This is a genomic window from Geodermatophilus sp. SMS 5-13 (genome assembly GCF_059428245.1).
The window spans coordinates 5,537,676-5,556,874 of record NZ_CP165729.1 but is presented as its reverse complement, the minus strand read 5'-3'; the positions used below and the strand labels follow the sequence as shown (position 1 = coordinate 5,556,874).

Sequence of the window (19,199 nt, the reverse complement as noted above, 5' to 3'; positions counted from 1 at the left end):
CTCGGGGGGACCGGTGAGCAGGGAGCTGACCTTCGCGGCCGTCGACCTGGGCGCGTCGAGCGGCCGGGTGATGGCCGCGCGGGTCGGCCCGGAGCGGCTCGACCTGCACGAGGTGCACCGCTTCCCGAACCGCCCGGTGCGGATCGGGGGCCGGCTGCACTGGGACGTGCTGGCCCTCTACGGCGGGATCCTCGACGGGCTGCGCGCGGCCGGCCGGGACGCCGGACGGCTGGACGGCGGTGGGCTCGACGGGGTGGGCATCGACAGCTGGGCGGTCGACTACGGCCTGCTCGACGCCGACGGCGCACTGCTCGGCAACCCGGTGCACTACCGCGACACCCGCCACGAGACCGCGGTGCCGGCCGTGCATGGCGTCGTCCCGGCCGACGAGCTGTACCGGGTCAACGGGCTGCAGCACCTGCCGTTCAACACGGTGTTCCAGCTCGCCGCGGCCCGCGGCACGGTGCAGCTGGACGCCGCTCGGCAGCTGCTGCTGATCCCGGACCTGCTCGCCCACTGGCTCACCGGGGAGGTCGGCGCCGAGGTCACCAACGCCTCGACGACCGGCCTGCTCGACGCCACGAGCCGGGAGTGGGCCTGGGAGCTGGTGGACCGGCTGGGGCTGCCGCGCCGGCTCTTCCCGCCGCTGCGGCAGCCGGGGGAGCGGATCGGGGAGCTCACCGCCGAGGTGCTCGAGGAGACCGGCCTGGCCGGCCCGGTGCCGGTGACCGCGGTCGGCTCGCACGACACGGCCGCGGCGGTGGTCGGTGTGCCGGCGTCCACCGAGCGGTTCGCCTACATCTCCTGCGGCACGTGGTCGCTCGTGGGCGTGGAGCTGGACAAGCCGGTCCTGTCCGAGGAGAGCCGCGCCGCCGGGTTCACCAACGAGCTCGGTGTGGACGGAACGGTCCGCTACCTGCACAACGTCATGGGCCTGTGGCTGCTGCAGGAGTCGCAGCGCACGTGGACGGCGTCCGGGCTGATCGCGGACCTGCCCGACCTGCTCGCCGCCGCCGCGCAAGTGCCGGCCTTCACCGCCCTCGTCGACGCCGACGACCCGCGGTTCCTGGCGCCGGGGGACATGCCGGCCCGCATCGCGCAGGCCTGCACGCGGACCGGGCAGACCCCGCCGCAGAGCCAGGCGGAGACGGTGCGCTGCATCCTCGACAGCCTGGCGCTGGCCTACCGGCGCGCGGTCCGCGCGGCCGCCGAGCTCTCCGGCCGGGACGTCGAGGTGGTGCACCTGGTCGGCGGGGGAGCGCGCAACACCCTGCTGTGCCAGCTGACCGCCGACGCCTGCGGGCTGCCGGTGCTCGCCGGCCCGGTCGAGGCTGCCGCGCTGGGCAACGCCCTGGTCCAGGCGCGGGCGGGCGGAGTGGTCTCCGGCGGGCTGGACGAGCTGCGCGCGCTCCTGCGGCACACCCAGGACGTGCGGCTGCACCTGCCCACGCCGGGCGCCGAGGCCTCCTGGGCCGCCGCCGAGGAGCGGGTGAGGTCGTTCCGCCTCTAGCCTGACGGCCATGATCGGACGCGCGCCGTTCGGCGCGACCGGGCACGAGTCCAGCCGGGTCGTCTTCGGCGCCGCGGCGCTGGCCCGGGTCGCGAAGGCCGACGCCGACCGCGCGCTCGACGTCCTGCTCGAGCACGGGATCAACCACATCGACGTCGCGGCCAGCTACGGCGACGCGGAGTTGCGGGTGGCGAGCTGGCTGACGCGTCATCCGGGCACGTTCTTCCTCGCCACGAAGACCGGGGAGCGCTCGTACCGGAAGGCCCGCGACGAGATCCACCGGTCGCTGGACCGGCTGGGCGTCGACCGCGTCGACTCGATCCAGCTGCACAACCTGGTCGACGTCATCGAGTGGGAGACGGCGCTGGGGGCCGGCGGCGCGCTGGAGGCGGCCGTCGAGGCGCGCGAGGAGGGCCTGGTGCGCTTCATCGGCGTCACCGGGCACGGCCTGTCGGTGCCGGAGATGCACCGCCGCAGCCTGGAGCGCTTCCCGTTCGACTCGGTGCTCGCTCCGTACAACTGGGTGCAGATGCAGGACGAGCGCTACGCCGACCGGTTCGAGGCGCTGGCCGCCGCGTGCGCCGAGCGCACCGTGGCGCTGCAGACCATCAAGAGCCTGGCCCGGCGGCGCTGGGACGGCCGGTCCGCGACGGCGGCCACCTGGTACGAGCCTCTGCGCGAGCCGGCCGACATCGACCTGGCCGTGCACTGGGTCCTCGGCCGGCCGGAGGCGTTCCTGCTGACCACGGGGGACGTCGAGCTGCTGCCCCTGCTGCTGGATGCCGCGGAGCGCTTCGAGCGGCGGCCGTCCGACGAGCAGATGGCCGAGCTGGCCGCCCGCGAGGAGGCGACGCCGCTGTTCGTGTAGGGGCTCAGTGCGCGAACGCCGGGGCGGCCGCGCCCTCCTGTGGCTCGGGCAGCTGCCACGGCCGGACGACGGCGACGAGGACGGCGACCGCGAGGGCGAGCACCGCGAGGATCACCCCGCCCATCGCCACCGCGTCGTTGCCGAGCAGGCCGACGGCGGGGGAGATCGCCGCGCCGACGCCGAACTGGACCGCGCCCAGCATCGCGGCGGCCGAGCCCGCGGCGTCCCCGTAGCCCGACAGGGCGAGCGCCGGGGCGTTCGGCAGCGCGATGCCGGCGAAGAAGAGCACGACCCAGAGCGGGATCACCACCGAGAACAGCCCGCCGGTGCCGATGAGCGACAGGGCCAGCAGCACGCCGCCCGCGACCGCGCCGGCGATCGTGCCGGTCATGAGGATCGTGGCCGGCGACCAGCGGCGCAGCAGCAGCGGGTTGAGCTGGGTGGCCGCGATCAGCCAGACCGCACCGGCGCCGAAGAGCAGGCCGAATTCCTGCTGGTCGAGGCCGAACTGCCGCTGGTAGACGAACGACGCCCCGGCGACGTAGGTGAACAGGGCCGCCATCGACAGGCCGGCGACGACGACCAGCCCGACGTAGGCCCGGTCGCCGGCCAGCATCCGGTAGGTGCGGACCGTGGCGCGGACGCCCCCGCTGCGCCGGCGCTCCGGCGGGAGCGTCTCGCGGATGGCGAAGCGGCCGAGGACCAGCAGCACCAGGCCGTAGGCGGCGAGGACGGCGAAGACGCCGCGCCAGGAGGTGAAGCGGAGGACCTCGCCGCCGATGGTCGGGGCGACCACGGGCGCGACGCCCATGACGAGGAACAGCCGGGAGAGCATGGTGGCCGACGCGCGCCCGTCGAACAGGTCGCGCACGATCGCCAGGGCGACCACGCCGGTGGCCGCCGTCCCGACCCCCTGCAGCACCCGCAGCACCCCGAGGACGGCGAGGTTCGGCGCCACCAGGACCAGCAGGGACGCGAGCACGTGCAGCGCCGTCCCGGCGAGCAGCGGGCGCCGGCGGCCCAGGGAGTCCGACCACGGGCCGATGACCAGCTGACCGAGGGCCAGGCCGGCCAGCGTCCCGGTGAGGGTCAGCTGGACGGCGGCCGACGTCGTCCCCAGGTCCGCGCGCAGGATGGGCAGCGCGGGCAGGTACATGTCGATGGTCAGCGGCCCGATGGCGACGAAGGCGCCGAGGGTGAGGGCCAGGCGCGCCATGCTGGGAGCCGGGGCGGCGGGGAGCTGCGGTGCGGCGGTCACACGGTTCCTTCGTGAGGATGGCGAGAAGCGAGCCTCCGTCGGCCCTACGACGAAAAGCCAAGATGCCGCCGCGCCGATTCATTCCGGACGGCGGCGACTCACATGGCCGCGATCTGGATCAGGTTGCCGCAGGTGTCGTCGAGGACCGCGGTGGTCACCGGCCCCATCTGTGCCGGCTCCTGCGTGAACCGCACGCCCAGCCCCTTCAGCCGGTCGAACTCGGCGTGGACATCGGCCACCGCGAAGGAGGTGAACGGGATGCCGTCGGCGACGAGAGCCTCCTTGAACGGGCGGACCGCCGGGTGGGCGTCGGGTTCGAGGACCAGTTCGACGCCGTCCGGGTCCTCGGGGGAGACGACGGTCAGCCACCGGTGCTCGCCCAGCGGCACCTCGGTCTTCTTCACGAAGCCCAGCACCTCGGTGTAGAAGCGCAGGGCCTTGTCCTGGTCGTCGACGAGCACGCTCGTCAGGTTGATCCGCACGTCCGCTCCTCCTCAGTCGATGTGCCACCGCTCGACGATGGCCTTCAGGGGCGAGGTGTCCAGGTCGTGGAACTTGTAGCGGCCCTCGCGGCGCGACCGGACCAGGCCCGCCGCCTCGAGGACCTCCAGGTGCTGGGAGACCGCCTGCCGCGTCGAGCCGAGCCCGTGCCGGGAGATCAGCCGGGTGCACAGCTCGAACAGCGTCTGGCCGCCTCGTTCCTGCAGCTCGTCGAGGATGGCGCGTCGGGTCGGGTCGGCGAGCGCCTTGAACACGTCGCCCACGACGGAACAATAGGCAAGCGGCTACTTGCCTGACAAGTCTGCCGGGCGCCCCCCGGCGTGGTGGTGCCCGCTCTCGGCGGGCGGCGGGATCAGCCCGTCCTCCACCGCACGCACGTAGAGGTCGCGCCGGGTCGGCGCCGGCCGTCCGACCTCGGCGTACTTGGCCCGGATGCGGCGCAGGTGGGTCTTGAGCGTCTCCCGGTCCATGCCGAGCTCCCGGGCGACCGTGGGGAGGAGGTCGCTGCCGGCGACGTAGGCCATGAGCACCTCCCGCTGGCGCGGCGCCAGCCGCGGCCGGCGCAGCCCCGGGACGCCGGCCGGACGGCGTTCGAGCGCCGCCCGCAGCGCCGCCGCGGGATCGGTCCCGGCGCGGGCGACCACGACCGTCGCGCCGCGCTCGCGCAGCCGGGCCGCCTCCTCCCGGCCCGGCGGGACCGCGCAGACGCAGACGTCCATCCGGGTGCCGAGGACGAACAGGTGCCCGACCTTCTCCGACCAGGCCACCACGTGCGTCTCCGGGACGGCGGTGAGTGCGGCGAGGAAGGCGTCCCGGGTCGCGGAATCGGTGGCGACCACGGCGACCCGGTGCGGTTCGCGTCGCTCGTCCCGTTCCACCGTGCCCCTTCCCTCGGCCCCGGGTACGGTCTCACCGGTTCCGGATCCGCGCAGGTCGGCTCGGCGTTTCGGCACCGGTGGCGTCGACGGGGAGGCAGTGGGTGACGGGGGCAACGCCGGCACACCGCACGGTGTCGCTGCACGAGTGGCACACCGTCGGACCCGACGGGCTGCCCGCGGGCCACCGCACGCTGCACGTGCTGCGGGCGCTTCGGCCGGGTCTGGCGCGCTACACGTACCGCTCCGACAGCCGGGAGGCGATGGTCCGCGGCCTGCGGGGGTGCCGGGCCGCCGAGCCGCGGCGGGACGCCGACGGGCTCTGGGCCGTCGACCTGGAGCTGCCCCGCCCCCTGGCCGCGGGGGAGACGGCGTCGCTGGAGTACGAGACGGTCTTCGAGTGGCGCTCGGTCCCTCCACCGCAGCTGCGCCGCGCCATGCGCCAGCGGGTCGAGCGGCTCGACATGCGGGTGGAGTTCTCCCCGCTGCGCCTGCCGGAGCGGCTGGAGTGGGCGCTGTGGGACGGGTTCGGCCCCGACGCCCAGGTGCGGGCCGCCGAGCAGGTCACCCTGGACGACGAGTACGCGGCACACCGGTTCGTCGACGCCGCCGAGGGTGTGACGGTCGGCTTCACGTGGCGCTGGGCGCCGGGTCAGGAGCCGGTTCCCCCGATCGGGTGACGAGGCTCACGTGGAAGACGTCTGAGACGACTGGCACAGTGGCGTCAGGCCTCGGGTGCGCCATCGTCGTCGCGCCCGAGGACTGCGACTGATCGGTCATCCGGCGAGGTGCGCGACCTGCGCGCCGGCCAGGATCGCCCCGGCGCCGTCCCGGACCCCGACGGAGACGGTGCCCTGCGGAACCGCCGCGGTGCCCGCCCCCGCGACCAGCGGGAAGCTGCTCAGGACCCGCCGGCCTGCGCCGTAGGTGTCGGCCGTCGCGCCGTCCCGCGGCCCGCTGACCACCAGCCAGCCGGGCGGCACGTCGTCCGGGGGGAGCGGGATCCGCGAGATCGCCCACCCGGCCGGGACGGCGATCACCCGCTCCAGCAGCGGCGTGCCCGCCGGTGCCGGCGCGGTGGCCATGGTGCGCCAGAGCGGGCTGCCGGTGCCCGCGACGCTCAGCCAGGCGACGGTGGCACCCGAGGGGAGGGTGGCGCCGACCAGGAGCGCGGCGTCCCCGGCCTCGCCCACCGGACCCGCCGCCAGCAGGACGGGGGAGACCTGGTCGGCGGTGAGGCCGTAGGCGCCGATCAGCTCGTGCAGCAGCGCCTGGAGCTGGTGCTCGTCGGCCCGCCCGCGCAGGCCGCGCGGGTCGGCGGGCTCGACCGGCGCCTCCGCGACCGCCTGCGCGCGGGCGCTCAGCACCGGGCTCACCACGCTCGTGCCGGCCGACCGGGTGGCGACGACCCAGCCCTCGCTGCGGCCGCCGTTCACCGTGGCGACGGGCGGGCCGACCGGCGTCAGCACGACGCCGTCCCGGGCTGTCAACCGGACGCGGACCTCGGACTCCTCGCCCGCGGTGTCCACGAACCGGCCCGAGACGAACGCCAGTTCGTCGTCGGGCCCGGCGACCACGACGAGCAGCCCGCCGGTCCACGCCCGCTCGGGGACGTCCCAGAGGACCAGCGGCTCGGCCGGGTCCACCGGGTACGGCGCCACCACCGGCGTCATCTCCTCGGGGCCCGCGTCGGCCGGGCCGGTCAGCCACGCCGCGACCGCGTGCCCCTCCGCGCGGGCGAGCACCAGCGCGATCCGCTCCTCGGGCACGTCACCGGCGAAGGCGACGTGCCGCTGCTCCGGGAGGTCGGCCAGGGCGTCCAGCGACGCCACGGCGGCGAGCCAGCCCGCGTCGCCGGCGAGCGATCCCCGGGTGTCGAGGTCGAAGGCGTCGGTCGCGCGGGCGGCCACGACCGGCGTGGGGTCGGCGTCGACGCGGCCCGGGGGAGGGGCCGGCGAGCTGGTCAGCCGGACGGCGGCGAAGACCAGCACCAGGGTCAGCGCGGCACCGAGCGCCCCGCCGGCTCCGCGGCCCCTGCGCGTGCGCGCGCCGTCCATCGGCTCAGGGGCGGACCGCGGGTCTCACGGACATGCCGTGGATGGTCCCGCAGGTTCCGCCCGAGTGGGGCCCCGGTTTCGCCGGCGGCGCGCGGGGAAGCACAGGCGCCGACGGCGCCGAGGCGGACGCGCCGGAAACGAGAGGAGCGGCGTGAAGATCGCCAAGCAGGAGCTCGTGCGGGTGCTGCGGACCGAGGGTGACAACGACACCGCGGACAAGGTGGAGAGCCGGCTGTCCGACGAGATCGACACCGACGCGGACGCCGACGCCCTGGAGGCCGCCGGCCTGGACCGGACGCAGTTGCAGGCCAAGCTGGCCGGCGGCTCGCTGGGCGGAACGGTCGCCCCCTGACGGGGTCCTTGTTCAGGCGCTGTAGGGGCGCTCCCGCCCGAGCTCCTCGCGGGCCACCGACCGGATGTGGACGGCGTCCGGCCCGTCGACGATGCGCAGCGTGCGGGCGCTGGCCCACATCCGCGCCAGCCGGGTGTCGTCGCTGACGCCGGCCCCGCCGTGCACCTCGATGGCCCGGTCGATGACGGCCAGGCAGACCCGCGGCGCCGACACCTTGATCGCGGAGATCTCGGTGCGCGCGCCCTTGGCGCCGTACTTGTCGATCAGGTCGGCGGTCTTGAGCACCAGCAGCCGGGCCTGGTCGATCTCGATGCGCGAGAGCGCGATCAGCTCGCGGACGGTGCCCTGCTCGGCCAGCGGCCGGCCGAATGCGACCCGGGACTTCGCCCGCTCCACCATGAGCGCGAGAGCCCGCTCGGCCATGCCGATGGCGCGCATGCAGTGGTGGATGCGGCCGGGGCCGAGGCGGGCCTGGGCGATCATGAACCCGTCGCCCTCGCCGGACAGGATGTTGGACACCGGCACGCGGACGTCGGTGAACCGCAGCTCGCTGTGCCCGTGCTGGTCCTGGTAGCCGAAGACCGGCAGGTGCCGGACGATCTCCAGGCCCGGGGTTTCACGTGGCACCAGCACCATCGACTGCTGCCGGTGCGGCGGCCCGTCGGGGTCGGTCTTGCCCATGACGATGAAGATCTGGCAGCGCTCGTCCGCGGCGCCCGTCGTCCACCACTTGCGGCCGTTGATGACGTACTCGTCGCCGTCGCGGACGATCGACGTCTGGATGTTGCGGGCGTCGGAGGAAGCGACGTCGGGCTCGGTCATCGCGAAGCCGGAGCGGATCTCGCCCTCCAGCAGCGGGTTCAGCCACCGCTCCTTGTGCTCGGGCGTGCCGAACAGCATGAGGGTCTCCATGTTGCCGGTGTCCGGCGCCCCGCAGTTGGTGGCCTCGGGGGCGATCACCGGAGACCAGCCCATGATCTCGCAGACCGACGCGTACTCCAGGTTGGAGAGGCCGCCGAGCTCGTGGTGGAAGAGGTTCCACAGCCCGCGCTTGCGGGCCTCGGCCTTGAGGTCGTCGAGGACCGGCGGGTGGTCGTGGTTGTCGTGGCCGCGGGCGGCCCGCCACTCGTCGTACACCGGCTCGGCCGGGAAGACGCTCTCGCGCATGAAGTCCCACATGCGGCCGCAGACCTCTTCGGCGCGCGCGGACAGGGCGAAGTCCATGACCGCAACGTAGAGGGCGGCGGCGGCCCTGTCGCGGCGGGGGTGGCTCAGCCCTCGGGCGGGCGCAGGTCGTCGGCGCAGCTGTAGCACCAGCAGGCCAGCACGGGAGAGGCCAGCAGCACGATCCCGCCGACGGCGGCGAACGCGGCGAGGCCGAGCGGGATCGTGGCGAGCGCCAGGAGGGCGACGGCGAGCCCGCTCACCAGCGCCCGCAGCACCCAGCGAGGCCGGCGGCGGGCGCCCGCCGCCGGCCGGACCTCGGGCTCGGGGGTGCTCGGCTCGGGGACGGCCGGCGCCGTGTCGGCGGGCCGGTCGTCGGCGGCCGTCCGCGGCACGACGGGCGTGGGGCCGACCTGCAGCAGTGCCGCGAGCCGCGGGTCGTCGCGCTCGAGCGCGGCGCCCAGCGCGCGCAGGACGGGATCGTCGTCCATGGCGACCCCCTCTCCTCGTCCGAGGGGCTCCGGGAAGGCGGCCGGCGGTGCCCGAGGTGGTGCACCCCGGATCAGACGCGCGATGCCGTTCCCCGGACAGGGCATCAGGGCCCTGCCCGCACGGCCGTCCGACCCCGTTCCGGAAGAGGCGCCCGCACATGCGTCGAGGCCGGGCTCCACGCGGAGCCCGGCCTCGACGCGGAGGGGATCAGACCGTGCGCGCCGTCCCGCCGACGGCGGTGCGCACCGGGGCGAGCGCGATGACCAGACCCACCACGGCGGTGGCGAGGTGCAGGACGTTGTCGGCCCCGTTGAGGTTGAGGAAGTCCCATCTCTCGCCGACGGCGAACAGGCCGTAGACGAAGGCCGCGGCGTAGCCCACCGCGAGCAGCCAGCCGTAGGTGCGCGCCCCGGCGAGGGTGCGCGCCAGGAGCAGGCCGGCGATGCCGATCACGATGTGCACGATGTTGTGCAGCGGATTGATCATGAAGAACAGGAGCATCTCGTCCTGTCCGTGACCGGCGAAGTTGTCGAAGCCGGTGATGAAGAAGCCGACGATCCCGACGAGCAGGTACACCGCGCCGAAGACGAGCGCGAGCAGCTGCGGCCAGGGGCGCGAGCCGGTGCTGGTGTTGCCGGCCGAAGCGGCCATGGGGGTCCTCCTGAGGGTCTGTCCTCCGCCAGGTCTCGACGGAACGGGGTCGGGATACCCGGGTCGGACGTGCAAAAACTCATGTCACTCGGCCGGGTAGCGCGCAACCGATCGTCGGCGGACCGGTCCGCCGACGCCGAACGGCCGGCCGTCCCGCGACAGGAGTTCGTCGCCGGAGGGCCGGCCGGTTCACTTCTCCCGGCGGCGCCGGGTCAGCGCGGTGTCGGCCGGGGACGGCGGACGACGAAGGGACCGATCGCGAGCAGGTCGACCGGCGCGGAGCCGAAGCACTCCAGGGCGTCGCGCGGGTCGTCGACCATCGGCCGGCCCGCGGTGTTCAGGCTGGTGTTGACGACGATCGGCAGGCCGGTGCGCCGCTCGAAGCACTCGAGCATGCGGGCGACCAGCGGCTCGTCGGCGCGGTCGACGGTCTGGATGCGCGCCGTCCCGTCGACGTGGGTGACCGTCGGGATGCGGTCCCTCCACTCCGGGGCGACGTCGTGCACGAACAGCATGTAGGGGGAGGGGATCGGTCCGCGGCCGAAGATCTGGTCCGCCCGCTCGGCGAGCACCATCGGCGCGACCGGGCGGAACTGCTCGCGGCCCTTGACGTTGTTCATCCGCTCCAGGTTGGCCTCGTGCCCGGGGTGGGCGAGCAGCGAGCGGTGGCCGAGCGCGCGGGGACCGTACTCGCTGCGGCCCTGGAACCAGGCGACGATCCCGTTGTCCGCCAGCACCTCGGCGACCGCGTCCGCGACGTCGTCGGGCCGCTCGTAGTCGATGGCGGCGGTCTGCAGCCACTGCTCGATCGCCTCATCGCTCCAGCCGCGGCCGAGCGCCGCGCCCGGCATCGGCTCGGTCCGCTCGCCGAGCTCGTGAGCGACGTGCAGGGCGCTGCCGAGCGCCGTCCCGGCGTCCCCGGCGGCGGGCTGCACCCAGACCTCGTCGAACGGGCCCTCGGCGAAGATGCGGGTGTTGGCCACGCAGTTGAGCGCGGTGCCTCCGGCGAGGGTGAGGACGCGGTCGCCGGTCTGCTCGTGGACCCAGCGGGCGAGGTCGAGCAGCACGTCCTCCAGCCGCTGCTGGACGCTGGCGGCGAGGTCGGCGTGCGCCTCGGTCCACTCCTCGCCGTCGTGCAGGCGGGGGGCGAACTCGGTGAAGTCGATCCGCTCGGTGACGAAGCCGCCGTCCCCGGTGGCCCGGATCAGCTCGGCCAGCTCGCCGGCGAAGCGCGGCTTGCCGTAGCTGGCCATCGCCATGACCTTGTACTCGTCGGAGCTGCGGAGGAAGCCGAGGTGGTCGGTGAGCTCCTCGTACAGCAGCCCGAGCGAGTGCGGCAGGGCCTGCCCGGCGAGGATCTCCAGCTCCCCGTCGACGTAGCGGCCGGCCAGGTGGCTGTGCGCCTCGCCGCGGCCGTCGAGGACGAGCACCGCGTTGTCGCGCTGCGGGGCGGCGAGACCGGCCGAGGCGGCGTGCGCGACGTGGTGCTTGACGAAGCGGACCGAGGCCGGGTCGAGGCCGGGGAGCGCGTGGGCCAGGAAGTCGGGCGCCATCTCGGCGTACTTCTTGCGCATCACGTCGCCGTCGTCGAAGAGGCCGGACTCCTCGGGCGTGCTCATGAGGGCGGGGTCGAAGGAGTAGGCGACGGCGTCGAGCTCCTCGGGCCGGATGCCGGCCTGCTTCAGGCACCAGCGGGCCGAGAGCTCGGGCAGCTCCCAGGCGCTCCAGGGCAGCGGGCGCTTGCCGTGCTTGCGCCGGCTGAAGCGTTCCTCCTCGGCCGCGGCCACGACCTTGCCGTCGACGACCAGTGCAGCCGCGGGGTCGTGGTAGATGGCGTTGATGCCGAGGACCTTCACGCGGGGACTCCCTTCGCCCGGGCGCCGCGCCCGGCTGTCTCGTGCCGATGATCAAGCCTCGGCGATCGCCCCGCAGGGTGAGCGCTGCGAGAGCGGGTCAGGCGGTGCGGGCCCTGAGCAGGCCGTGCTCGGTGACGGCGGCCAGCGCCAGGGTCTTGTAGCCGACCTCGTCGAAGAGGACGACGAGCCGGTCGTCCTCGACCCGCATGACCACGCCCGGGCCCCACTCGGCGTGCTCGACCGGCGTCTCGACCGGGAAGGGGGTCTCGTCGTCCTCGGGCTGCTGCTGGGACAGGCCGGCCGAGCAGTTGTCGCAGTTGCCGCAGGGCTCCTCGAGCTGTTCGCCGAAGTAGCCGAGGAGGAACTGCCGCCGGCAGTCGGTGGTCTCGGCGTAGCCGCGCATCATCTCGACCCGGCTCTGGTCGACCCGCTCGTGGTGCTCGGCGAGCTCGCGGGCGGCCGCGGCGGCGTCGGCGGGCTTGGCCGCGCCGTCGGCGGGGTGCGCGGCGCCGTCCTCGTCCAGGACGACGGCGGAGACCTGCTCGAGCAGGTTGAGGTCGCGGGCGAGGGGAGTGGCGCCGCGGCCGGTCTCCTCGCGGAGGTCCTTGACGTCGACGCCGTCGTCGATGCCGGCGGCGTCCGCGGCCGCGACCAGGCCGGCGACCTGCTGCAGCTCCTCCTCGGCGGGGACCCCGGCGGCGAAGAAGCGGCGCAGGCCGAGGTCCTCCTGGCGGTAGACCAGGACGGCCAGCGCCGGCTGCCCGTCCCGCCCGGCGCGGCCGATCTCCTGGTAGTAGCTGTCGACCGAGTCGGCCGGCTCGGCGTGGACGACGAAGCGGACACCGGGCTTGTCGATGCCCATGCCGAACGCGGTGGTGGCGACGACGACGTCGAGCTCGTCGTCCATGAAGGCCTGCTGGGTCTCCTCGCGCTCGGCCGTGCGCAGGCCCGCGTGGTAGGCGCGGGCGCGCAGGCCGCGCTCGGTGAGCTCCTCGGCGAACTCCTCGGTGCCCTTGCGGGTGGCGCTGTAGACGATGCCCGGCAGCTGCCCGTCGCCGATCAGCTGCAGCACCCGGTCCAGGACGGCGTCCTGCTTGCCGCGGGCGTCGGCGTGCTGGTCGACCTCGAGCCGGATCTCCGGCCGGTCGAAGCCGGCGACCACGATCTCGGGGTCGCGCATCTCGAGCCGCTCGACGATCTCGGCGCGCACCGGGGGCGCGGCGGTCGCGGTGAGCGCGAGGACGGTCGGGTGGCCGAGCTGCTCGATCACCCCGCCGAGGCGCAGGTAGTCGGGGCGGAAGTCATGGCCCCAGGCACTCACGCAGTGCGCCTCGTCGACGACGAACAGGGCGGGCCCGGCGTCGCGGATGGCGTCGACCACCTCGGGCTTGGTCAGCTGCTCGGGGGCGAGGAGCACGTACCGGACCGTTCCGTCCTGCAGGCTCTCCAGCACCTCGCGCTGCTCGCCCGCGGGCAGGCTGGAGTTCAGCAGGCGGGCGACGCCGACGTCCGGTCCGAGCTCCTCCAGCCGGTCGACCTGGTCGCGCTGCAGGGCGATCAGCGGCGAGACGACCACCACCGGACCGTCGAGCAACGGGCCGGCCACCTGGTAGATCGCGGACTTCCCCGCGCCCGACGGGAGGACGGCGAGGGTGTCGCGGCCGGCTGCCACCGACTGCATCGCGCGCTCCTGGCCGGGCCGGAACTCGTCGAACCCGAGGACGTCGCGCGCGATCTCCCGGATCCGGCGGGTGCGCACCGACGCGGAGTTGCCGGCGGGATTGTCGTCGTCGGGCTCGCGTCGGCGTGGTGGCACCGGCTCAGGCTGCCCGGGGCCCCCGACCGGCAAACGGTGCCGCTCGCCACGTACCCCCGCTGCCGCCGGGAGCGCCGGCTACAGGCTCACCGCCACGGTGGCCGCCAGCTCCCGGACCGACTCCAGGTCCTCCGCGCCCGGCGCGCCGACGAGGCTGAGCGGGGCGGCGACCTGCTTCCACCGCAGCGCCCCGGTGATGCGGCCGATCGCGGTCAGGGCGCCGGCCGTGTCGTCGTTGCCGTGCACGTAGACGCCGAAGGGCAGGCCGACCGTGGCGTCCAGGCACGGGTAGTAGACGGTGTCGAAGAAGTGCTTCATCGCGCCGGACATGTAGCCGATGTTGGCCGGCGTGCCGAGCAGGATCCCGTCGGCGTCGAGCACGTCCGCCGCCCCGGCCGACAGCGCGGGCCGCAGGGTCAGCTCCGCCTCCTCCACCATCGCGACGCCCTCCTTGACCGCCTCCAGCACCGCCTGCAGGGCAGGGGAGGGCGTGTGGTGGACGACGAGCAGGCGCGGCACCCGGGCATCATCGCCTGCACCGGCCGGCCGCGTCCGGCGCGGGGCGGGTCAGCCGGCGTCCCTCTCGCCGCGGTCCGTGGGCTCGGCGGTCTGCTCCGCGGATCGACTGCCTGGGCCCGATGGGCCGGCGCCGTCCCGCTGCCCCGACCCGTGCTCGTCGTCGTGGTCGTACCCGTCGTCGTGGTCGTACCCGTCGTCGTGGTCGTAGTGGTCGTCCTCGTCCTCGTCGTCGCCGTCCCGACCCTGGCGCCAGGGCGGGTCGGCGGACGACGTCATCGGCGTGGGCTCCGGGGTCGGGGTCTCGACGGCGGGCGAGCGGGGCGCCGGGCTGGTGGGCGCAGGCGACGTGGGAGCCGGCGGGAGGCTGCTCGTCGAGGCCGCGATGGCCGTTGCCGTTGCCGTTGCCGATTCCGTTGCCGGTGGCGGCACCGGCACGGACGCCGGCGCGGAGCGCGTCGCCCCAGGACGGCTGTGGCGTCCGGTCCTCGCGGCGGATTCCGTCCTCGTGACCGGGCCGGCCGGGGAGACGGCCGGGGATCCGGCCGGGGAGACGGAACGGGCGGCACCTGCGGCGGTGACGATGGGCCGGGGGATGGTGGGCACGGCCGTGGCCGCGGCGACCGCCGGGGCGGGTCCGCTCGCGGGCGGGCGCGGCACGGGGTCCTGACCCGGTCGGTCGGCGCCGCGGACGGGAGGAAGCTCCCCGGCGGCGCGCGGTCCCCCCATCACCGTCGTGGCGTCGCCGCCCGACGCGCCGGAGGTCGACAGCTCCTGCCAGCCGGTCCACACGGCCAGCACCGTGACGAGGGCGAGGAGGCCGAGCGATCCGAGCAGCGGCAGCAAGCCGGACCGCTCACCTGCCCGCTCCCTGCGCCGGCGCGCCCGGACCGGCGGCGCAGACACCCGCAGGACGACGGGCCGGTGTCGCGGATCGCGGCGCTCGACGGGCCGGGCGACCCCCGACCGGCGCGCGCGGTGGGCGGGGCTCAACGGAGGGCCCCGCCGCGGGCGCCGGCCGAGGGCAGGTGGCGCTCGGCCCAGAGTGCCGCCTGGGTGCGGTCGGTCACCCCCAGCCGCTGGAAGATGTGCGTCACGTGCGCCTTGACCGTGCGCTCGCTGATGCTCAGCCGGCGGGCGATGTGCTTGTTCGGCTGTCCCTGCCGGACCAGGTCGAGCACCTGGCGCTCCCGTTCGGTGAGCAACTCCGCCTGGCCGCCCTCGCGCACGCTGGTGAACAGGGAGCGAGCGACGGTGGGGTCGACCGGCGTGCCGCCGCCCGCGACCGCGCGGACGCCGTCCAGGATCTCCTCGGCCTCGCAGTGCTTGAGCAGGTACCCGTCGGCGCCGGCGTGGACGGCGTCCATGACCAGGTCTGCATCGGCGAAGGAGGTGAGCACCAGCACGCGCACGGTCCGCTGACCGGCGCGCAGGGCGCGCAGGACGGCCACGCCGTCCTGGCCCGGCATGGACAGGTCGAGCAGGAGGACGTCCGGCGTCAGCCGGTCGACCAGTTCGAGCGCCGCCGCGCCGTTGGCCGCCGTCCCGACGCAGGAGATGTCGTCGCTGTACTCCAGCACGGCCGCCAGGCCGCGGCGCACCACGTCGTGGTCGTCCACGACGACGACGCGGATCACCGGACCGCCTGCACCGGGACAGCCCCGCCGACCAGGGGCATCGTCACCACGAGCCGGGTGCCCTGACCCGGGGCGCTGTGGACCACCAGCGAGCCGCCCGCGTCGGCCAGGAGATCGCCCAGCGCACGCAGCCCGAGGTGACCGGCCGTCCGGCTCTCGGCCAGGCGCTCCTCGTCGAAGCCGCACCCGTCGTCGTCGATCATCATCATGACGTCCCCCTGGTCGCGCTGGACGGTCACCTCGACCGTCGTCGCACGGCTGTGCGCCTCGACGTTGCGCAGCGCCTCCTGGGCGCATCGGTAGAGGAGCGAGGCCACGGGCACCGGGAGCTGCCCGGTGCCCTCCGCCCGCACCAGCACGGTGACGCCGGAGCGCCGTGGGCCCGCGGCGAGCGCCTCGAGCGCCGACCCCAGATCCCCGTCCGGCAGCCGGACGGGGGCCAGCGACACCAGCAGCATGCGGAGATCCGAGACGGCGGACCGCACCCTGCGGGCCGTCCGGGCGAGCAGCCGTTCGTCGTCACCGTTGCGCAGACCGCTCTGCAACCGCGCGACGTCGAGGTCGTAGGCGAGGCCGGTCAGGTCCTGGACGACGTGGTCGTGCACGTCCCCGGCGATCCGGCGGCGCTCGGTGTCCGCCGCGTCCGTCGCCGACTGCCGCAGCAGCTCCTCCGCCTCCCGGGCCCGCCGCAGGCGGCCGGCCAGACGCCAGCCCAGCGGTATGAGGACGAGCTCGAGGAGGATCAGCGCGCTCAACGCGACCGGAGCGAAGCGCAGCCAGGCCGCGCGGGCGTCGTCCGTCGCGACGGCGCCGGGCTCGTAACTCACCACCAGCAACGGCGCCCCGTGCACGTCCCGTACCCCGACGACGGTCATGAGCACGTCGGCGTCGTCGCTCGCGAAGCCGTTCCCGTCCGGCGATGGATCGATCACGGCCGAGCGTGCCGCGCCGGCTCGCGAGGGCGCGCCGGGCCCCACGGGGAACGTCCGCCCCTCCACGCGGGGATCGCTGGACCAGAGCACCCGGCCGGACGGCTGCGCGACGTCGATCCTCAGGGCCGGCCCGGCCGCGACGACGGCCGCGAGCTGCCGGCGCAGCGTTGGCGTGGTTCCCGGATCGGCCGCGGGGTCGGTGTCCAGCAGCGGCGACAGGACCGCCGCGGTGACCAGGGTCAGCTCCCCGGACGACTCCCGGGCCAGGTCGGCACCGTCGCGCCGGGCCAGCAGCCCGGTCGCGGCTGCCAGCGCGAAGATCACGACCAGGCCCGCGACCGTGAACCGCCCGACCCAGGTTCCTACGGAGACCGGCGGATCGGAGGACCGGCGGGCACCGAACAGCGGCGTGGAGCGAGCCACGCCCCACGCTAGGACGGCGGGGTTTCGCGGGACCGGGTCCATGCGCCTCGTCTCGGATCGTTTCGTCCCGGCCCGGTAGTTCCGAAGGGCCCTGGCCTCCAGGGCCCGGAGTGCTAGCCCCTTGGTCGCCTGGCGGGCGCGACCCGGAACGCCCCAGGGTCGTCGGCATGTCGGCCCACGCCGCGCCGCCGGTCCGGGGGGCTCTCCGGGTCGCGGGGCCCTACGTCCGGCCGCAGTCCGGACGGCTCGGGTTCGCCGCGGGCACCGCGGTGCTCGAGATCGGTTGCCAGCTGATCGCGCCCTGGCCGCTGGCGATCGCCGTCGACCACGCCCTCGAGGGCCGTCCCCTGACGGGACCGCTGGCGTTCCTCACGGGGCTCGGGAGCACCGGGTTGCTCGTGGTCGCGGGCGTCTGCTTGCTGATGCTCACCGCGGTCGCCGCGCTCCTCGGCCTGTGGACAGAGGTGCTGGCGGCCCGGGCCGCGCAGCGCATCGGGGGGACGATGCGCCAGGCGCTGTTCGACCGGGTGGTGACGTTGTCGTTGCGCTGGCACGACCGGATGCGCACGGGGGAGGTCGTGTCCCGGCTGACCACCGACGTCACCCGCGTCACGGACGCGGTGAGCAGGACGTTCACCAATCTCCTCCCGGACGTCCTGCTGCTGGCCGGAACGCTCACCCTGATGCTCCTCATCGACCCCGGCCTGACCTGGCTGGGGCTGGCGGCCGTGCCCGTGATCGCCTGGTTGAGCGCTCGCCAGCGGCGCCGGGTCCGGGCCGCCGAGATGGCGGGGCGCAGGGCCAGCGGCCACCTGTCCGCGGTCGTCGTCGACCTGCTGCGGAACGTGCGGGCGGTCCAGGCCTTCGGCCGGCGGGAGGAGGCGTCACGGCTGTTCCGGAGGCCCAACGACGCGCTCGTGGCGGCGCAGGTCCGCGCCGAGATCGTCGGTGCCCGGTGGGCACCCGTGCTGGACCTGGTCCTCGCCGCCGGTTCCGGTGTCGTACTGGTGGCCGGCGGCGTCCGGGTGGTGCGCGGTGACCTGACGACGGGGCAGCTCCTCGTGATGATGTCCTACCTGTCCGGCCTCCAGTCACCGGTGCGGGGGATGGTCCGGCTGGCCGGGGTCCGCGCGAAGGCGACCGTCAGCGCCCTCCGCCTGAGGGAGGTGCTCGACTCCACCGAGGCGGTGGCCGAGCCGGCCGCGCCACGACCGGTGCCGGCGGTCCGCCACGGACTGCGCCTCGAGGGTGTTCGCTTCGCGTACGTCCCGCACCGACCGGTGCTGCGGGACTTCGACCTCGCCGTCGCTTCGGGCGAGACGGTCTGCCTCTTCGGCCCGAGCGGCGCGGGCAAGAGCACGGTGCTGCACCTGCTGCTGCGGCTCTACGACCCCGACGCCGGCCGGGTTCTCCTCGACGGCATCGACGTCCGGGAGTTCTCCACCGTGGAGCTGCGCCGGCAGATGGCGTTCGTGCCGCAGGATCCGTGGCTGCTCGACGGCACGATCGCCGAGAACATCGCCTTCGGTGATCCGTCCGCAACGCGTGCCGAGGTCCTCGCGGCGGGGCGTGCCGCCTGGGTGGACGAGTTCGCATCCGCCCTGCCGGAGGGCTATGACACCCCCCTCGGCGAGAGCGGGGTCATGCTCTCGGGCGGCCAGCGGCGCCGCGTCGCGCTGGCGCGGGCCGTCGTGTCCCCGGCGCCGGTCGTGCTCCTCGACGAGCCGACGACCTCGCTGGACGCCGAATCGGCGCGCCAGGTGATGGGTGCGATCCGCTCGGCCACGCGCGACCGGACGGTTCTGCTCGTCACGCACGACCCGCTCCTGGCCGCCATCGCGGACCGGACCGTGCCCGTCGCGCGCGGGGGGCGCTCTGCCGCCGCGCCCACGGGCGTCGACCTCGCCGATCCGCACGACACGGCACCCGCTGCATCGGGGCCGGTGTCCGTGCGAATCGGCGAGCCGGTGTCCGCTGCCGGCCGAGACCGCGTCCCGGTCCCGGCCGGCCCGAGGGGGACGGGGGGAGGTGAACCCCATGAGTTACAGGAACCACGACGATGACGGGAACGACAACAACCACCGCCACGACCATCACCACCGTCGGCACGGCCGGCACGGATCCACCACGTCCGAGTCGGAGGAGCGCCGCCATGACGACTGCGACTACTGAGGTCGACGCCGTCAACGCTGTCGTCGTCCCGCCGGAAGCTCTCCGGCGGGACGACGGTCGTCCTGGAGCAGAGGAGCAGCGCGTGGACCCCGTCCCGCCGCCGGTGCGGCGCGAGCCCC

Annotated in this window: 20 protein-coding genes; 6 read left to right on the top strand and 14 right to left on the bottom strand. The window is 74.8% G+C overall.

Features of this window, described 5'->3' with window-relative positions:
• Window positions 1–13: 13 nt before the first annotated feature.
• Both AB3388_RS27015 and AB3388_RS27010 read left to right on the top strand, forming a co-directional pair.
• On the top strand, window positions 14–1,510 hold the full coding sequence (locus tag AB3388_RS27015) for a rhamnulokinase (protein ID WP_495408431.1): 1,497 nt from the start codon (window positions 14–16) through the stop codon (window positions 1,508–1,510).
• Window positions 1,511–1,520: 10 nt separating this feature from the next.
• Complete coding sequence (locus AB3388_RS27010; protein ID WP_495408430.1) at window positions 1,521–2,378, top strand: aldo/keto reductase; 858 nt, start codon at window positions 1,521–1,523, stop codon at window positions 2,376–2,378.
• Between the two features lie 4 nt (window positions 2,379–2,382).
• Here the strand turns inward: AB3388_RS27010 and AB3388_RS27005 are convergent, their stop codons facing one another.
• The 4 genes from AB3388_RS27005 to AB3388_RS26990 all read right to left on the bottom strand — a co-directional run bounded on the left by AB3388_RS27005 (window position 2,383) and on the right by AB3388_RS26990 (window position 5,015).
• On the bottom strand, window positions 2,383–3,636 hold the full coding sequence (locus tag AB3388_RS27005; protein WP_495408429.1) for a multidrug effflux MFS transporter: 1,254 nt from the start codon (window positions 3,634–3,636) through the stop codon (window positions 2,383–2,385).
• 98 nt (window positions 3,637–3,734) lie between these two features.
• A complete protein-coding gene (locus AB3388_RS27000; protein ID WP_495408428.1) occupies window positions 3,735–4,118 on the bottom strand; it encodes a VOC family protein in 384 nt (127 codons plus the stop codon).
• A gap of 12 nt (window positions 4,119–4,130) precedes the next feature.
• The gene (locus AB3388_RS26995) at window positions 4,131–4,400 is read right to left on the bottom strand and encodes an ArsR/SmtB family transcription factor (RefSeq protein ID WP_495408427.1); all 270 of its coding nucleotides are present in this window, start codon (window positions 4,398–4,400) and stop codon (window positions 4,131–4,133) included.
• Window positions 4,401–4,421: 21 nt separating this feature from the next.
• Window positions 4,422–5,015 carry a helix-turn-helix transcriptional regulator gene (locus AB3388_RS26990; protein WP_495408426.1) on the bottom strand — a complete coding sequence of 198 codons (594 nt, stop codon included), beginning with the start codon at window positions 5,013–5,015 and terminating at the stop codon, window positions 4,422–4,424.
• A 101-nt stretch (window positions 5,016–5,116) separates the two neighbouring features.
• Between AB3388_RS26990 and AB3388_RS26985 the strand changes: the two genes are divergently transcribed.
• Entirely contained in the window at window positions 5,117–5,692 is a 576-nt protein-coding gene (locus tag AB3388_RS26985; RefSeq protein WP_495408425.1) for a hypothetical protein, read from the top strand.
• 96 nt (window positions 5,693–5,788) lie between these two features.
• Here the strand turns inward: AB3388_RS26985 and AB3388_RS26980 are convergent, their stop codons facing one another.
• Window positions 5,789–7,069 carry a hypothetical protein gene (locus AB3388_RS26980; RefSeq protein ID WP_495408424.1) on the bottom strand — a complete coding sequence of 427 codons (1,281 nt, stop codon included), beginning with the start codon at window positions 7,067–7,069 and terminating at the stop codon, window positions 5,789–5,791.
• Window positions 7,070–7,220: 151 nt separating this feature from the next.
• On the opposite strand from AB3388_RS26980, the gene AB3388_RS26975 reads away from it, so the two are divergent.
• Window positions 7,221–7,421: a hypothetical protein gene (locus AB3388_RS26975; RefSeq protein WP_495408423.1), complete on the top strand. Its 201-nt coding sequence runs from the start codon at window positions 7,221–7,223 to the stop codon at window positions 7,419–7,421.
• 12 nt (window positions 7,422–7,433) lie between these two features.
• Here the strand turns inward: AB3388_RS26975 and AB3388_RS26970 are convergent, their stop codons facing one another.
• The 7 genes from AB3388_RS26970 to AB3388_RS26940 form a co-directional block, all read right to left on the bottom strand.
• Window positions 7,434–8,645 carry an acyl-CoA dehydrogenase family protein gene (locus AB3388_RS26970; RefSeq protein ID WP_495408422.1) on the bottom strand — a complete coding sequence of 404 codons (1,212 nt, stop codon included), beginning with the start codon at window positions 8,643–8,645 and terminating at the stop codon, window positions 7,434–7,436.
• A 47-nt stretch (window positions 8,646–8,692) separates the two neighbouring features.
• Complete coding sequence (locus tag AB3388_RS26965) at window positions 8,693–9,076, bottom strand: hypothetical protein (RefSeq protein ID WP_495408421.1); 384 nt, start codon at window positions 9,074–9,076, stop codon at window positions 8,693–8,695.
• A gap of 208 nt (window positions 9,077–9,284) precedes the next feature.
• A complete protein-coding gene (locus AB3388_RS26960) occupies window positions 9,285–9,728 on the bottom strand; it encodes a DUF4383 domain-containing protein (RefSeq protein ID WP_495408420.1) in 444 nt (147 codons plus the stop codon).
• A gap of 212 nt (window positions 9,729–9,940) precedes the next feature.
• Window positions 9,941–11,584, bottom strand: coding sequence for a carbamoyltransferase family protein (locus tag AB3388_RS26955; protein ID WP_495408419.1), 1,644 nt, complete (start codon window positions 11,582–11,584; stop codon window positions 9,941–9,943).
• 97 nt (window positions 11,585–11,681) lie between these two features.
• Entirely contained in the window at window positions 11,682–13,400 is a 1,719-nt protein-coding gene (locus AB3388_RS26950; protein WP_495408418.1) for a RecQ family ATP-dependent DNA helicase, read from the bottom strand.
• Window positions 13,401–13,478: 78 nt separating this feature from the next.
• A complete protein-coding gene (locus AB3388_RS26945) occupies window positions 13,479–13,919 on the bottom strand; it encodes a flavodoxin family protein (RefSeq protein ID WP_495408417.1) in 441 nt (146 codons plus the stop codon).
• Between the two features lie 48 nt (window positions 13,920–13,967).
• A complete protein-coding gene (locus AB3388_RS26940; RefSeq protein WP_495408416.1) occupies window positions 13,968–14,195 on the bottom strand; it encodes a hypothetical protein in 228 nt (75 codons plus the stop codon).
• Window positions 14,196–14,199: 4 nt separating this feature from the next.
• Between AB3388_RS26940 and AB3388_RS26935 the strand changes: the two genes are divergently transcribed.
• Window positions 14,200–14,586, top strand: a complete 387-nt coding sequence (locus AB3388_RS26935; RefSeq protein ID WP_495408415.1) for a hypothetical protein — start codon at window positions 14,200–14,202, stop codon at window positions 14,584–14,586.
• 319 nt (window positions 14,587–14,905) lie between these two features.
• On the opposite strand, the gene AB3388_RS26930 is transcribed toward AB3388_RS26935, so the two are convergent.
• Together AB3388_RS26930 and AB3388_RS26925 are read right to left on the bottom strand one after the other, a co-directional pair.
• Window positions 14,906–15,553, bottom strand: a complete 648-nt coding sequence (locus AB3388_RS26930; RefSeq protein WP_495408414.1) for a response regulator — start codon at window positions 15,551–15,553, stop codon at window positions 14,906–14,908.
• Window positions 15,550–16,908: a sensor histidine kinase gene (locus AB3388_RS26925; RefSeq protein ID WP_495408413.1), complete on the bottom strand. Its 1,359-nt coding sequence runs from the start codon at window positions 16,906–16,908 to the stop codon at window positions 15,550–15,552. Before AB3388_RS26925 ends, AB3388_RS26930 begins: the two co-directional genes overlap by 4 nt.
• Window positions 16,909–17,075: 167 nt before the next feature.
• On the opposite strand from AB3388_RS26925, the gene AB3388_RS26920 reads away from it, so the two are divergent.
• Complete coding sequence (locus tag AB3388_RS26920; RefSeq protein WP_495408412.1) at window positions 17,076–18,971, top strand: ABC transporter ATP-binding protein; 1,896 nt, start codon at window positions 17,076–17,078, stop codon at window positions 18,969–18,971.
• Window positions 18,972–19,199: the final 228 nt, after the last annotated feature.